Source organism: Kaustia mangrovi, assembly GCF_015482775.1.
GTDB classification, from domain to species: Bacteria; Pseudomonadota; Alphaproteobacteria; order Rhizobiales; family Im1; genus Kaustia; species Kaustia mangrovi.
Window position 1 is genome coordinate 2,344,188 of record NZ_CP058214.1, and the last position, 14,435, is coordinate 2,358,622.

Annotated in this window: 15 protein-coding genes; 11 read left to right on the forward strand and 4 right to left on the reverse strand. The window is 68.6% G+C overall.

Translation table 11 applies throughout. The features are described 5' to 3' along the window. Window positions 1–21: 21 nt before the first annotated feature. From HW532_RS10850 to HW532_RS10860, 3 genes are all read left to right on the forward strand, one after another. Complete coding sequence (locus HW532_RS10850) at window positions 22–492, forward strand: c-type cytochrome (RefSeq protein WP_213160501.1); 471 nt, start codon at window positions 22–24, stop codon at window positions 490–492. A gap of 67 nt (window positions 493–559) precedes the next feature. Next, on the forward strand, window positions 560–1,453 hold the full coding sequence (locus tag HW532_RS10855; RefSeq protein WP_213160502.1) for a c-type cytochrome: 894 nt from the start codon (window positions 560–562) through the stop codon (window positions 1,451–1,453). 64 nt (window positions 1,454–1,517) lie between these two features. Further along, on the forward strand, window positions 1,518–1,868 hold the full coding sequence (locus HW532_RS10860) for a RidA family protein (RefSeq protein ID WP_213160503.1): 351 nt from the start codon (window positions 1,518–1,520) through the stop codon (window positions 1,866–1,868). 181 nt (window positions 1,869–2,049) lie between these two features. Here HW532_RS10860 and HW532_RS10865 read toward each other — a convergent pair whose 3' ends face one another. Continuing rightward, window positions 2,050–4,560: a GcvT family protein gene (locus tag HW532_RS10865; RefSeq protein ID WP_213160504.1), complete on the reverse strand. Its 2,511-nt coding sequence runs from the start codon at window positions 4,558–4,560 to the stop codon at window positions 2,050–2,052. A 227-nt stretch (window positions 4,561–4,787) separates the two neighbouring features. Here HW532_RS10865 and HW532_RS10870 point away from each other — a divergent pair, with 227 nt between their 5' ends. Both HW532_RS10870 and HW532_RS10875 read left to right on the forward strand, forming a co-directional pair. After that, the gene (locus HW532_RS10870; RefSeq protein WP_213160505.1) at window positions 4,788–5,234 is read left to right on the forward strand and encodes an SRPBCC family protein; all 447 of its coding nucleotides are present in this window, start codon (window positions 4,788–4,790) and stop codon (window positions 5,232–5,234) included. Beyond that, on the forward strand, window positions 5,221–5,559 hold the full coding sequence (locus tag HW532_RS10875; protein ID WP_213160506.1) for an ArsR/SmtB family transcription factor: 339 nt from the start codon (window positions 5,221–5,223) through the stop codon (window positions 5,557–5,559). The genes HW532_RS10870 and HW532_RS10875 overlap by 14 nt, the downstream gene beginning before the upstream one ends. A 154-nt stretch (window positions 5,560–5,713) precedes the next feature. Here HW532_RS10875 and HW532_RS10880 read toward each other — a convergent pair whose 3' ends face one another. Continuing rightward, window positions 5,714–6,604 carry a polyprenyl synthetase family protein gene (locus HW532_RS10880; RefSeq protein WP_213160507.1) on the reverse strand — a complete coding sequence of 297 codons (891 nt, stop codon included), beginning with the start codon at window positions 6,602–6,604 and terminating at the stop codon, window positions 5,714–5,716. A gap of 165 nt (window positions 6,605–6,769) precedes the next feature. Here HW532_RS10880 and mtgA point away from each other — a divergent pair, with 165 nt between their 5' ends. From mtgA to HW532_RS10910, 6 genes are all read left to right on the forward strand, one after another. After that, window positions 6,770–7,471: a monofunctional biosynthetic peptidoglycan transglycosylase gene (mtgA, locus tag HW532_RS10885; RefSeq protein WP_213160508.1), complete on the forward strand. Its 702-nt coding sequence runs from the start codon at window positions 6,770–6,772 to the stop codon at window positions 7,469–7,471. Between the two features lie 156 nt (window positions 7,472–7,627). Further along, a complete protein-coding gene (rpmF, locus tag HW532_RS10890) occupies window positions 7,628–7,813 on the forward strand; it encodes a 50S ribosomal protein L32 (protein WP_213160509.1) in 186 nt (61 codons plus the stop codon). 27 nt (window positions 7,814–7,840) lie between these two features. Next, window positions 7,841–8,506, forward strand: a complete 666-nt coding sequence (locus HW532_RS10895; protein WP_213160510.1) for a MarC family protein — start codon at window positions 7,841–7,843, stop codon at window positions 8,504–8,506. Between the two features lie 15 nt (window positions 8,507–8,521). Further along, window positions 8,522–9,070, forward strand: coding sequence for a DUF924 family protein (locus HW532_RS10900; protein ID WP_213160511.1), 549 nt, complete (start codon window positions 8,522–8,524; stop codon window positions 9,068–9,070). Window positions 9,071–9,145: 75 nt separating this feature from the next. Continuing rightward, entirely contained in the window at window positions 9,146–10,375 is a 1,230-nt protein-coding gene (locus HW532_RS10905) for a GNAT family N-acetyltransferase (protein ID WP_213160512.1), read from the forward strand. Next, a complete protein-coding gene (locus tag HW532_RS10910; RefSeq protein WP_213160513.1) occupies window positions 10,372–11,286 on the forward strand; it encodes a cupin-like domain-containing protein in 915 nt (304 codons plus the stop codon). The genes HW532_RS10905 and HW532_RS10910 overlap by 4 nt, the downstream gene beginning before the upstream one ends. A gap of 34 nt (window positions 11,287–11,320) precedes the next feature. Here HW532_RS10910 and HW532_RS10915 read toward each other — a convergent pair whose 3' ends face one another. After that, window positions 11,321–12,700: an aspartate aminotransferase family protein gene (locus tag HW532_RS10915; protein ID WP_213160514.1), complete on the reverse strand. Its 1,380-nt coding sequence runs from the start codon at window positions 12,698–12,700 to the stop codon at window positions 11,321–11,323. 151 nt (window positions 12,701–12,851) lie between these two features. Continuing rightward, window positions 12,852–14,351: an NAD-dependent succinate-semialdehyde dehydrogenase gene (locus HW532_RS10920; RefSeq protein ID WP_425491877.1), complete on the reverse strand. Its 1,500-nt coding sequence runs from the start codon at window positions 14,349–14,351 to the stop codon at window positions 12,852–12,854. Between the last annotated feature and the right edge of the window lie 84 nt (window positions 14,352–14,435).

The window sequence follows — 14,435 nt, forward strand, 5'->3', positions numbered from 1 at the left end:
ACAACACCGTGGGGTTCTTCCATGTTTTCGAAACGACTGACCGTACCGGCCGCGCTCTGCGCCCTGATCCTCGGCCTGGCTGTGGGGAGCCACGCGCCAAGCGCCCAGGATGCAGATCCCATCAAGGCCCGCGAGGACGCCATGAAGGCGATCGGCAAGCAGATGGGCGCGCTCGCCGCCATCGTGAAGGGCGAGAGCGCGTTCTCCGGCCCTGCCGTGGAGCAGGCCGCAAACGAGATCGACATGCAGCTCAAGACCGCCCGCGATCTCTTCCCCGAGGGCTCCACCTCGCCCGACAGCCGCGCAAAGCCCGAGATCTGGGAGACGCCCGACGACTTCATGGCGAAGATGGACGATGCGGAGGCCGCGGCCGCCAAGCTGGCAGACGTCGGCGCCAATGGCGACGAGGGCGCGTTCCGCCAGGCCTTCATGGGGCTCGGCGGCACATGCAAGGCCTGCCACGAGAAATACCGCAAGCCCGAAGACAGCTGATCGACAACGCATCTGGAACAGCCCGGCGCCGGTGGCCTTCCGCCGGCGCCGGCTGCATCGTGTTCTCATGAGACTGCTGATCGCCGCACTCGTCCTGGTCGCCGCCGCCGCGGGCGGCCTCTACTGGCTCGCCACGCCCGACGCGTTGCCCGCGGACCGGCTTCCCGACCACGTCGCCGACCCCGGCAATGGCCGCGTTATGTTCGACGCCGGCGGCTGCATCACCTGCCACAAGCCCGGCCCCGATGTGGCCGGTGCCGATGCGGGCCTGCCCGCGGGCGGCGCACCGCTGGAGACCCCCGTCGGCACCTTCTATCCGCCCAATCTGACGCCCGACAGGGAGACCGGCATCGGTGGCTGGAGCGATGCCGACTTCGTCAACGCCATGACGCGCGGCATCGCGCCCGGCGGCGTCCACCTCTTCCCGGCCTTTCCCTATACCTCCTACCGCAACATGCGGATGGAGGACCTCATCGACCTCAAGGCCTATCTCGACAGCCTGACCCCTGTGAAGAACGCGGCGCCGCCCGTCGACGCGCCGCTCGGCCTCCTCAGGGTCGGGCTCGGCCTGTGGCAGGGACTCGCCTTCGCCGAGCCGGCCTTCGCGCCGGACCCCGACCGGTCGGCGCGCTGGAACCGCGGCGCCTATCTCGTCAACGGGCCGGGCCATTGCGGCCAGTGCCACACGCCGCGCAACGCGCTGATGGTCATGGATGCGAGACGCTTTCTCGCCGGCGGGCCGCATCCCGAGGGTGAGGGGCGCGTGCCGAGCCTGCGCGGGCTGATCGCGCGCGGCAAGTACAAGGATGCCGACGATCTGGCGTCCGCGCTGCAATATGGCGAGCTATTCGGCTATGACGGCCTGTCGAGCGGCGGCATGGGCGCCGTCCAGACCAATTTGTCGAAGCTGCCGGAAACGGATATCAAGGCGATCGCGGACTATCTCGCATCGCTCCAGTGATGCCCGGGGCCCCGCATCATCGCAAACGTATCCACTTCACGCCCAACGGGGGAAGGACCATTCCATGACAGTGCAGCGAATCGACGTCGGCGACCGCATGAGCCAGGCCGTGATCCATGGCGACACGGTCTACACCGCCGGCCAGGTCGCGCTCGGCGCCAAGGGCCAGCCGGTGGCCGACCAGACGAGGGATATCCTGGAGCGCATCGATGCGCTTCTCGCCAAGGCCGGCACCGACAAGTCGAAACTCGTCTCCGCCACGATCTGGATCAGCGACATGACGACCTTCGACGAGATGAACGCGGTCTGGGACGCCTGGGTCTCCCCCGGCAACACACCGGGCCGCGCCTGCGTCGAGGCCCGCCTCGCCTCCCCGGAATTCACCGTCGAGATCGCGGTGATCGCGGCGAAGTGACCGGCGGAGTGCAAGGCTAGCTGATTCACACCCCCTCACCCGGCGCCTTGTGGCGCCACCCACACCCCGCGAGGGGAGAGGGATTTCATACCGCAGCGTCCGGTCCTTTCCCTCTCCCCTCGCGGGAGAGGGAGGGGCCCGTCGCCGTCAAGGCGATGGGAGGGTGAGGGGGGCTTCCCCCTCACGCCCTCAGGCGCTCATTGTCCGGATCGAAGGGCGATTCCGGGAGCACCGTCACACGATGGCGGTCGCCCAGAATGTCGATCTCGAGCTCGTTGCCGATCTCCGCCTCTTCCGGGCGCAGCATGGCGAGCGCCAGGCTCTTGTCGAGCCGCCAGCCATAGCCGCCCGACGTGGCACGCCCGACGAGATCGCCATTGCGGTAGATCGCCTCGTTGCCGCGGGCGTCCGCGCCGTCGATATCGTGCACCTCCAGCGTCGCGAACTGCCAGTCGAAGCCCTTCTGCTGGCGCTCCACCAGCGCGTCGCGGCCGATGAAATCGCCCTTGTTCAGGTGCACGAAGCGGTCGAGCCCCGATTCGAGCGCGGCATATTCGATGGACAGCTCGCGCGGGATGAGCCGGTAGGACTTCTCCAGCCTCATGGCATCCATCGCGCGGATGCCGAAGGGCTTCAGGTCGAACTCCGCGCCCGCCGCCATGAGCAGGTCGAAGATCGTGTTCTGCATCTCGATGGGGTGATGCAGCTCCCAGCCGAGCTCGCCCACGAAGTTCACCCGGATCGCGCGCGCCGAGGCCGGGCCGATATTGATCCACTTGCCCGTCAGCCACTTGAAGCTGTCGTTGGAGAGATCCGCATCGGTGACCTTCTGGAGCACGTCGCGCGCATGGGGCCCGGCGAGCACCAGCACGCCGTACTGGCTCGTCACCTTCTGCAGGTCGACGCTGCGGTCTTCCGGCAGGTTCTTCTTCAGATAGTCGAAATCGTGCCGCTCGAAGGCGCCGGCGGAAACCAGATAGAACTGCTGCGGGCCCTCGCGGAAGATCGTGAACTCCGAGCGCACGCCGCCATACTTGGTGAGCATGTGGGTCAGCGCGATGCGGCCCGGCTTCTTCGGGATGCGGTTGGCGACCAGCCGGTCGAGCCAGGCTTCCGCCCCCGGCCCGGAGACCTCGAACTTGGAGAAGGCCGACATGTCGAGCAGCCCCGCCTTCTCGTGAACGTGGCGCGCCTCGCGGCCGACCATGTCGAAATAGTTCGACCGGCGGAAGCTGTAGCGCTCGCGGATCGGCTCGTCCTGCCTTTGGGGCGGATGGTTCTCGTTCAGGATCACGTCGGGCTTGCCGAGCTCGGCCTCGGTCAAGGCATAGCCCTCCGGCGCGAACCAGTTGGGCCGCTCCCAGCCATAGACGGAGCCGAACACCGCGCCGAGCGCCTTCATGCGGTCATAGCAGGGCGCGCGCTTGAGCGGCCGGCCCGCCGCGCGCTCCTCGTCCGGATAATGGACGGTGAAGACGTTGGCATAGGCCTCCTCGTTCTTCTCCTTGAGGTAGCCGCGCGAGGCGTAAGGCCCGAAGCGGCGCGGATCGACGCCCATCATGTCGATGGACGGCTCGCCCTCCACGATCCATTCGGCGAGCTGCCAGCCGGCGCCGCCGGCCGCCGTCACGCCGAAGGAATGGCCCTCGTTCAGCCAGAAATTCTTCAGGTCCCAGGCCGGCCCGATGATCGGCGAGCCGTCCGGCGTATAGGCGATGGCGCCGTTATAGATCTTCTTGATGCCCACCTCGCCGAAGGCCGGCACGCGGGCGATGGCGGCCTCCACATAGGGCATAAGCCGTTCCAGATCCTCCTGGAAGAGCTCGTATTCGGAGCTCTCCGACGGCCCGTCCACATAGCAGCAGGGCGCACCCTTCTCGTAGGGCCCGAGCAGCAGCCCCTTGGCCTCCTCGCGCATATAGTAGGAGGCGTCGGACTCGCGAAGCACGCCCATCTCCGGCAGGCCCTCGGCGTGGCGCCTGACGATCTCGGGATGGGGCTCGGTGACGATATACTGGTGCTCCACGGGGATCACCGGAATGTCGAGCCCGACCATCTCGCCGGTGTGGCGCGCGAAGTTGCCGGTGGCGGAGACGACGTGCTCGCAGGCGATGTCGCCCTTGTCGGTGCGCACCACCCATTCGCCGTTCGGCTGCTGCTCGATGGCCGTCACGGCCGTGTTGCGGTAGATCTCCGCGCCGCGCGAGCGCGCGCCCTTGGCGAGCGCCTGGGTGAGGTCGGCGGGCTGGACATAGCCGTCGTCGGGATGCTGGATCGCGCCGATCAGGTCGTCGGTCTCGCACAGCGGCCAGATCTCCCTGACCTCCTCCGGCGTCAGCACGCGCACATCGACGCCGATCGTCTTGGCGACGCCGACATAGTACATGTACTCGTCCCAGCGGTCCTTCGTGCAGGCGAGCCTGATGTTGGAGACCCGGGAGAAGCCCACATGCTGCCCGGTCTCCTCCTCCAGGCTCTGATAGAGGTTGACCGAGTATTTGTGGATCTGGCCCACCGAGTAGCTCATGTTGAACAGGGGCAACAGGCCCGCCGCGTGCCATGTCGAGCCGGAGGTCAACTCCTTGCGCTCGATCAGGACAACGTCCGACCACCCCTTCTTGGCGAGGTGATAGAGCGTGGACACGCCGACCACACCACCGCCGATAACCACCACACGCGCCTGGCTTTTCATGATCTCGACCCCATGATCGGAATGCCGTTCTTTCCAGCCAGAATAGGAGCCATGACCCGGCCCGCATTTGGCCTGAGCGACGGAAGCGGAGCGGATTGCGACACATATGCGACACGGGGCGGGAGGCGCCGGATATGCGGCGCGAGAGGGAACAGCACAAAGCGCAACTTTATAGTTGCGTTTCAAGATCTGCACTGGCATCGTACCGGCAACCAGGAGGTTGCCTTATGACGGATCGCATCGAGAAGACCATAGAGCTCGCCGCCCCCATCGAGCGGGTCTGGCGCGCGCTCACCGATCACACCGAGTTCGGCGAATGGTTCCGGGTCAGGCTGGACGGCCCCTTCGTGCCGGGCGAGACCTCGCGCGGCCACATCACCTATCCCGGCTACGAGCACGTCCGGTGGACGGCGGAGATCAAGGCCATGGAGGAACCGCACTATTTCGCCTTCACATGGCACCCCTATGCCGTCGACCCGGATGTGGACTATTCCGGCGAGCCGCAGACGCTCGTCGAGTTCCATCTCAAGGAGACCGCGAGGGGCACGCGGCTGACCGTCACCGAAACCGGCTTCGACGCCCTGCCGGACCACAGGAGGCCGGATGCGCTGCGCATGAACGAGGGCGGATGGGCCGGGCAGATGAGGAATATCGAGGCCCATGTCGCACCATGACGCCCGGACGCGCGAGCCCGGTCCGGCATCCGTCTTCGCCGCGCTCGGCGACGGGACCCGGCTGTCGCTGCTGACGACACTCGCCGACGGGCAGGCGCGGTCGATCGCCACGCTCGCGGCGGATACCGAGATCACCCGGCAGGCGGTGACGAAACACCTGCACGTTCTGGAGAAGGCCGGACTGGTGGAGAGCAGCCGGGTCGGGCGCGAAAGCCGGTTCGCCTTCCGCCCCGAGGCCATCGCGGACGCCCGGTCCTATCTCGACGAGGTCTCCGCGCAATGGGACGCCGCCCTGTCGCGGCTGCGCGCCTTCGTCGAACGCTGAGTTCGCGTGCTGTCCCTGTCGGGTCTGGGCTCTGAGCCTTCGCGGGAGCGAGCGGAGGAGACGTCAGGCCGTCTTGCCCACTGACCGCTCATGCCCGCGAAGGCGGGCATCCAGGCCCTGCGCGGACAAGTGCTCAACCCGACCGCACCCTGCGCTAATTCCTGCGCTCGACGATGAACCGCGCGGCCTCGCGCAGGGTCTCCGCCTCCGCACCGAACCGGTCGAGCGCGGCGCAGGCCTCAGAGACGAGCTCGCGGGCGCGGGCGCGGGCGCCCTCCAGCCCCAGGAGCTGGACGAAGGTCGCCTTGCCGGCATCGGCATCCTTGCCGGTGCGCTTGCCGGTGACCGCCGCGTCGCCCTCCTCGTCCAGAATGTCGTCGGCGATCTGGAAGGCGAGGCCGATCCGGTCGGCATAGGTCTCCAGCGCGCCGCGCACGCCATCGTCGGCGCCCGCGAGGATCGCCGGGGCGACCAGCGCATAGCGGAACAGCGCGCCCGTCTTGAGGTTCTGCAGGAGGACGATATCGTCGAGCCCGAGCGGCGTGCCGTTGGTCTCCGCCTGCAGATCGAGCATCTGGCCGCCGACCATGCCCGCCTTGCCCGCCGCACGGGCCAGCTCCAGAACGAGCTCGGCACGCACGGCCGCATCGGCATGGGTCTCCGGCTCCGACAGGATCTCGAAGGCGAAGGTCAACAGCCCGTCGCCGGCGAGGATCGCGGTCGCCTCGTCGAAGGCGATATGGGTTGTCGGCTTGCCCCGGCGCAGATCGTCGTCGTCCATAGCGGGCAGGTCGTCATGGACGAGCGAATAGCAATGCACGCATTCGAGCGCCGCCCCCGTCCTCAGCGCGCCCTCGCGGTCCGCACCCAGGAGCCTCGCCGTCTCCACCACGAAGAACGGCCTCAGGCGCTTGCCCTGGCCGAGCGAGGCATAGCGCATGGCGTCCACGACGCGGCGCGCGCGCGCCCTATCGGGCGGCATGAGCGCGTCGAGCAGGCTGTCGACATCCCGGGCAGTCTGTTTAAGGTCGGCTTCGAAGGACATGGGGCAGCAGGGACCGGATATGGCAGAACGGAGACTGGCGGCGGCACAAGCCCCTGGCGGCCTATGCTGCCGCCATGACGATCGCACCCCCGCCCGGGTTCGCAAAACTCATAGGATGAGACAGCGCTTCGTGCAATGGGCATGGGCAAGCGAGAGGGGCCGGCCATGACCGGAAAGGAACGACGAGGCGGGCGCCGGCTCGCCCGAAGGATCGTTTCGGCGCTGGCCGTCGTCATGGCGCTGCCCTTTGTGCTGACCGTGCTTTATGCCGCCGTGCCGCCGCCGGTGAGCATGCTCATGATCCTCAACGCGCTCGGCGGGCGGGGGATCGAGAAGGACTGGGTTCGGCTGGACGATATCGCGCCCGCGCTGCCGCGCGCCGTCCTCGCCTCCGAGGATGCCCGCTTCTGCGAACACAACGGCGTCGACTGGCGCGCGGTCAGGACGGTCGTGGAGGACGCACTCGACAATCCCGGCGAGGCTCCGCGCGGCGCCAGCACGATCGCCATGCAGACGGCCAAGAACCTCTATCTGTGGCCGGGGCGGTCCTATCTGCGCAAGGCGCTGGAGATCCCGCTCGCCTACTGGATCGACCTCGTCTGGCCGAAGCGCCGCCAGATCGAGATCTATCTGAACATCGCGGAATGGGGCCCGGGCCTCTACGGGGCGCAGGCCGCCGCGCGACATCATTTCGGCAAGCCGGCCTCCGCGCTGACCCGCCGCGAGGCCGCCCTTCTGGCCGCCGTCCTGCCGGCACCGCTTGAGCGCAATGCCGGCCGGCCCGGCCCCGTCACCCGGCGCATCGCCTCCAGGATCGTGAGACGCATGGCCGGCATGGACCCCTATCTCGCATGCCTGTCGCCGTGAACGCGCGCCGCGTGCCGGACCCCGGGGCACGAAAAGTCGCGCCTGCCCTCTGGCGTTCCGCGCCTCATCGCTGTATAAGGCGCGCCACGGTAGATATTCGCGAAGCTTCTTAGCGACGTGCGCCCGCCGCTCCGCGGTGCGCGAGGAGTTTGAGACATGGCAGTTCCGAAGAGAAAAACGACCAGCATGAAGCGCGGCAACCGGCGCTCCGGTCACAGCAAGGAATCTGTGACCTATGTGGAGAGCAAGGAGACCGGCGAGCTTCACCGTCCCCATCATGTCGACCTGAAGACCGGCATGTATCGCGGCCGCCAGATCCTGGAGCCGCGCGAGGACTTCTAGCCTCCGGCCAAGGACGGCAGATTATCCATGCCGTGGAGCGAGATCGTCGCGACGAGCTTTGCCACGCTGTTCGTGGTCATCGATCCGATCGGTCTCGTTCCGTTGTTCCTGGCCCTCACGCCGCAGTCCGACAAGGCGGAACGGCGCCGCATCGCCTGGCGGGCGATGCTGGCGAGCCTTGTCGTGCTCGTCATCTTCGCGCTGTTCGGCGACGCCGTCCTCTCCTTCCTCGGCATCAGCCTGCCGGCCTTCCGCATCGCCGGCGGCATATTGCTGTTCGTGCTGGCGCTCGAAATGCTGTTCGAGAAGCGCACGGCGCGGCGCGAGCGCAATGTCGCCGAAGCCCAGGCCGAGCACGCCGCCGACACGCAGGGGCCATCCGGCGCGTCGGAGGATGACGAGGATATCGCCGTCTTCCCGCTTGCCGTTCCGCTGATCGCGGGCCCCGGCGCCATCACCTCCATCCTGCTGCTCATGAGCCATCACCAGGGCGACTATGCCGCCCAGGCTCTCGTCGTCGCCGTCATGGTGGCCGTCCTCGCCCTTACCCTCGCCTTCTTCCTTGCGGCGGGCTGGTTCGGACACCATCTGGGACCGACGCTGATCCGCGCGCTCACCCGCGTGCTCGGCGTCATCCTCGCCGCGCTCGCCATGCAGTTCATCCTCACCGGGCTGCAGAATGCGGGCTTCTGACCTCTGGAGACAGCGATGACCGATCCCCTCTCGCCGCGCGACGTTCTCGACTTCTGGTTCGCCCAGGAGCCGGAGACGCACTTCAAGGCCGATCCGGCCTTCGACGAGGAGATCCGCGCCCGGTTCGGCGCGGCGCACGAAGCCGCGCTCGACGGCGCCTTCGACGGCTGGGCGGAGACGCCCGACGGCGCGCTTGCGCTGATCATCCTGCTCGACCAGTTCGCGCGCAACATCCACCGCGACACGCCGGCCATGTTCGCCGCCGACGCCAAGGCCCTGTCGCTCGCGCGCGCCGCGGTTGAGGCCGGGCAGGACCTGGAGCTTCCGGCCCCGGCACGCAGCTGGATCTACATGCCCTTCATGCATTCCGAGGCGCTCGACGACCAGGACCGGTGCATCGTGCTGTGCGAACGCTCCGGCCTCGACGACACGCTCCACTGGGCGAAGGTTCACGCCGATATCATCCGCCGCTTCGGGCGCTTTCCTCACCGCAACGACATTCTGGGCCGGACCTCGCTCGCCGAGGAACGTGTCTTCCTCGCCAATGGGGGCTTCAACGGCTGAGGCCGTCTGGTCCCGTTCTTGCTCCCTGCCCTGTCGACGGGGTTCCGGAAGGCAGGAATGGGACAGGCGGGCGCGATGACGGACGCAACGGCGGCAGATGGCGGGACGGCGGGCGGCGATGCGCGCGACCGGCCGGCAACAGCCGGCGCAGACCTGCGGATCGTCGCCGACCCGCGTGGGGATACCGCCTTTCTGGCCGCCTGGAGGGACCTTGCCGGCCGCGCCGCGACCCCGGTCCTCACCGCGGAGCCCGCCTGGGTGAGCGCGGCCTATGACCGGTTGCCGGCGCAGGCCCGGCGCGCGCGGCTCTGCGCCATCCATGACGGCGGCGGACCTGACGGCGCCCTCCTGGCCCTGTGGCCCTGCGAGATCGCGCGCTGGCGCTGGGGCCTGCCGATCCGCGCCATGACGGGCTGGCGCTACGAGCACGCGTTTCTCGGCGCGCCGCTGCTGGATGCCGACCGGGCGGAGGAGGCGCTCTGCGCGCTCGTGTCCGGCCATGCGCGCGAGACCGGGCCGGTCCCGATCCTCATGCGCCACCTGCCCGCGGGCGATGCCACGCTGCCGGCGCTGGAGGCGGCCTGCGCGAAGACCGGCGCCATGTGCCATGTCCTGAAACGATACAGCCGTGCCGCGTTCCGCCCGACCGGCCATGCCGGCCTCGACGACTATCTGCGTGCGACCTTTCCCCGCAAGCGCCGCAAGGAGTTCAACCGCCTGAAGGCCCGGCTCGGCGAGCAGGGCACGCTGGCGCTGGAGAGGTTCGGCGGCTCGGACGGCCACGAGGACTGGCTCGACCGCTTCGCCGCCCTCGAGGCGAAAGGCTGGAAGGGCCGCAAGGGCACCGCGCTCGGCGCGGACGCCGAAACGCGCGCCTTCTTCGGCACGCTGGTCGACCGGCTCGCCCGGCACGGCAGCGTTCGCGGATGGGCCCTGATGCTCGACGGCGAGCCGGTCGCCATGCTGTTCGCGATGACGAGCGGACGGCGCGCCTGGCTCGGCAAGATCGCCTATGACGAGGCCTATTCGCGCTATTCGCCGGGCGTGCTCGTCACGCTCGAGGCGACGGCGGAGCTGTGCGCGGAGCCGGGGATCGAGCTTGTCGACTCCTGCGCCATCCCCGGCCATCCCATGATCGACCGCCTCTGGCACGACCGTCTGGAGATGGCCGACATCCTGATCACGCCGGCCTGGATGGGCGGACGAGGCGGGCGGGCGCTCGCCGCGCTGGAACGGGCCCGCGTGACCGGCACGGATCGTGCAAGGAGGATCGTCAAGTCACTGGCCGGAGATCATTCATCATGAGCACCCTCATCCAGCTCCAGGCGGACACGGTCCGCGACAACCTCTACAAGGCGCCCTTCGCGGCCCGTCACGGGCTCAGCGGCCATCCGCTCTTCACGCTCGACAGGCTCGTGCGCCTCGCCCAGTCCATGGACCGCGACCGCATCGAATACAATGCCGGCCGCCTCGCGCCCGACCAGCGCCCGGAGGACACGCCGGGCATCGACCTGCCGGCGGTGGAGGTGATCCGCCGGATCGAGACCTGCGGCGCCTGGATGGCCATCAAGAATGTCGAGCTCGATCCCGACTACCGCGCGCTGCTCGAGGGTTGCCTCGCCGATATCCGCGCCGCCCAGGACGCCGACGCCGAACCGGTGGAGGATATCCGCGGCTTCATCTTCGTCTCCTCGGCGGGCTCGGTGACGCCGTTCCATGTCGACCCGGAACAGAACATCCTCGTCCAGATCGCCGGCGACAAGGTGGTGCGCATCTTCGACAACGAGGACCGCTCGCTGGTCAGCGAGGAGGACATGGAGATGTCGCCCGACAAGCACCGCAACCAGCGCTACAGCGAGGACTTCGAGACGCGCGCCCGCGCCTTCCGCCTCGGCGAGGGCGACGGCGTGCATATCCCCTATCTGTGGCCGCACTGGGTGGAGGCGGGCGAGAGCTATTCGATCTCTCTGGCGATCACCTGGAAGACGCCGAGCGTCATCCGCGCCAACAAGATCCGCTTCATGAACGGCGCCCTGCGCCGCCTCGGCCTGCCGCAGGCCGCCCCCGGCCGCCGTCCCCGGCTCGACGGCGCCAAGGTGTTTGCCTATGACGCCATGCGCGCGGGGCTGGAGCCGTTCAGGCGGTCGGAATCCCTGCGCCGCCTGCTCCGCCGGGTCCTGTTCGGCCGGAAGGCCAACTACTATTACGGAAGCTGAGGCGGGCGCCGGACGCGCCCGCCCCCCTTTTTGCTCACAGGCCGGCGGCGACCGCGTCCACCGCACTCTTGGCGGTATCGACGATGATGTCGGCCTCCTCGCGGGTGAGGCAGAGCGGCGGGGCGAAGCCGATAATGTCGCCCTGCGGCATGGCGCGCGCGATGACGCCGCGCTCGAGCATGGAGGCGGCGACCTGCGGGCCGACCTTGCGGGAGGCGTCGAACAGGCGGCGCTCCGTCTTGTCCTCCACGAGCTCGACGGCGGCCAGAAGCCCCTCGCCGCGCACTTCGCCGACCAACGGGTGATCGCTGAGCGCATCGGCCATCGCCTTGTTGAAATAGGCGCCGGTCTCGCGCGCATTGTCGACGAGCTTCAGGCTGTCGATCAGCTCCAGATTGGCGACGCCGGCCGCCGCGCAGAGCGGATGGGCCGAATAGGTCCAGCCATGGCCGATCGGCCCCATCTCGTCGGTGCCCTTCTCCAGCACCGCCCACATCTTGTCGCCCACAATGGAGCCCGACAGCGGCGCGTAGGCCGAGGTCAGCCCCTTGGCGATGGTGATGAGGTCCGGCTTCATGCCGTAATGGTCGGACCCGAACATGGAGCCGAGCCGGCCGAAGCCCGTCACCACCTCGTCGGCGACGAGCAGGATGTCGTACTTGTCGAGGACCGCCTGGATCTTCGCCCAGTACCCCTCGGGCGGCGGCACGATGCCGCCCGTGCCGAGCACCGGCTCGCCGATGAAGGCGGCGACCGTGTCCGGACCCTCCTCGAGGATCAGCTCCTCCAGCTTCGCCGCACACCAGTCGGAGAACGCCGCCTCGCTCATCGCCGGGTCGGGCCGGCGGAAGTAATAGGGCGCCTCGGTGTGCAGGATCGGCGCGCGCGGCAGGTCGAAGGCATCGTGGAACAGCTTCAGCCCGGTCAGCGAGCCGGTCATGACGCCCGAGCCGTGATAGCCGCGCCAGCGCGAGATGATCTTCTTCTTCTCCGGCCGGCCGAGAATGTTGTTGTAGTACCAGATGAGCTTGATGTTGGTCTCGTTGGCATCCGATCCCGACAGGCCGAAATAGACGTGGTTCAGGCCCTCCGGCGCGCGCTCCACGATCTTGCGGGCAAGCTCGATGGAGGCCTCCGAGCCGTGGCCGACATAGGCGTGGTAATAGGCGAGCTTCTTCGCCTGCTCCGCGATGGCGTCGGCGATCTCGGTGCGCCCGTAGCCCACATTCACGCAATAGAGCCCGGCAAAGGCATCGAGGCTCGTCTCGCCCTCGCGGTCGGTGATGTAGACGCCCTCGCCGCCCTCGATCACCCGCTGCGGCGCGTCGCCGCGCGCAAACTGGGCGAGATGGGTCGAGGGGTGGAAAAAGTGGTCGCGGTCCCAGGCTTCCAGGGTGTCGCGGTTCTTCAACATGGGCTTACCTCCATGATCTTCGGGATGACGATGCGGGGCGCCCGCCCGGCCCTCCCCCTGACGTCAGGGGGAGGGGGCTCCCTGTGGAGCCGATTTCAACCCCGTCCCAAGCGGGGACAGGGTCAGGGAGCGGGGCGTTCGCAATGAACTTCTACGACGCGGTGTCGATGCAGAGATATTTGAGCTCGGTGAACTCCTCCATGCCGTGGCGCGAGCCCTCCCGGCCGAGGCCGGACTGCTTGACGCCGCCGAACGGCACCGGCGCGCCGGTGATCTTGATGCGGTTGACCGCCACCATGCCGAATTCGAGCGCGCCGGCGACGCGCGACACGCGCCGGTAGTCGCCCGTATAGAGATAGGCGGCAAGACCGTATTCGGTGCTGTTGGCGATCCGCACCGCCTCCTCCTCCGTATCGAAGGGGGCGATGGCGGCGACGGGGCCGAAGGTCTCCTCGCTCATGATCTGCGCGTCCGGCGGGACGTCGGCCAGAACCGTCGGCGCGAAGAACAGCCCGCCGAGCGCATGGGCCTCGCCGCCGGCGGCGAGCCGCGCGCCCCTGGCGAGGGCGTCGTCCACATGCTCGCGGCACTTGGCGACGGCGCGCTCGTTCATCAGCGGACCGATCTCCACGCCATCCGTCAGCCCGTCGCCGACCCTCAGCGCGCTCGCGCGCTCCGCGAAGGCCGCGACGAACCGGTCGTAGAGGCCGCGCTGGACGAGGATGCGGTTCGCGGCGAGGCAATCCTGGCCGCCGGTCACGAATTTCGCGGCAATGGCACCGGAGACCGCGGCCTCGAGATCGGCATCGTCGAACACGATGAAGGGCGCATGCCCGCCGAGCTCCAGAACCAGCCGCTTCACCGTCGCGGCACTCTGCTCGTAGAGCAGCCGGCCGATCTCGGTGGAGCCGGTGAAGCTCAGGGCGCGCACGCGCGGATCCTCGCAGAAGACGCCGACGATCTCCGGCGCCGGGCCCGTCACCACGTTGAACACACCGGCGGGGACGCCGGCGCGCTCGGCGAGCTCGGCCAGCGCGAGCGCGGAGAGCGGCGTCTCCATGGAGGGATGGACAACCGTCGTGCAGCCGGCCGCCAGCGCGGCCGCGGCCTTGCGGGTGATCATGGCGGCTGGGAAGTTCCACGGCGTGACGAGCGCGACGACGCCGACCGGCTCGCGGCGCACCGCCATCTCCGCGCCGGGCAGGTGGCTCGTCACCGTCTCCACATTCGGGCGCCGGGTCTCCTCCGCATACCAGCCGATGAAGGAGGCGGCATAATCGATCTCGCCGCGCGATTCCTCCAGCGGCTTGCCCTGCTCCAGCGTCATGAGCACGGCAAGGTCCTCGCGGTGGTCCATCATGGCGTCGTGCCAGGCGCGCAGAATGCGCGAACGCTCCTGCGGCAGGAGCGACCGCCAGCCCTCGAAGGCGTCGGCGGCCTCGTCCACGGCCTTGCGCGCGGCCTCCGCGTCGAGCGCGGCGACGGCGCCCAGGACCTCGCCATTGGCGGGGTTGGTGACCTCGCGGACATGGCCCGAGGCGTCCGCCGTCCAGCGGCCGCCAATATAGGCCTGCTCGCGCAACAGGCGCGGATCCTTCAATCGCCAGAGCTCGCTGCGTGCAGCCATTTCCGCCAGCATCGGCACCTCCATGCTCTTCGGCGCCCTTCCGGGCCCGGGGATCGTCATGACCCCAAGCATGCCCGAAACGGACAAGAAGAAGAGACCAAAGAGAGG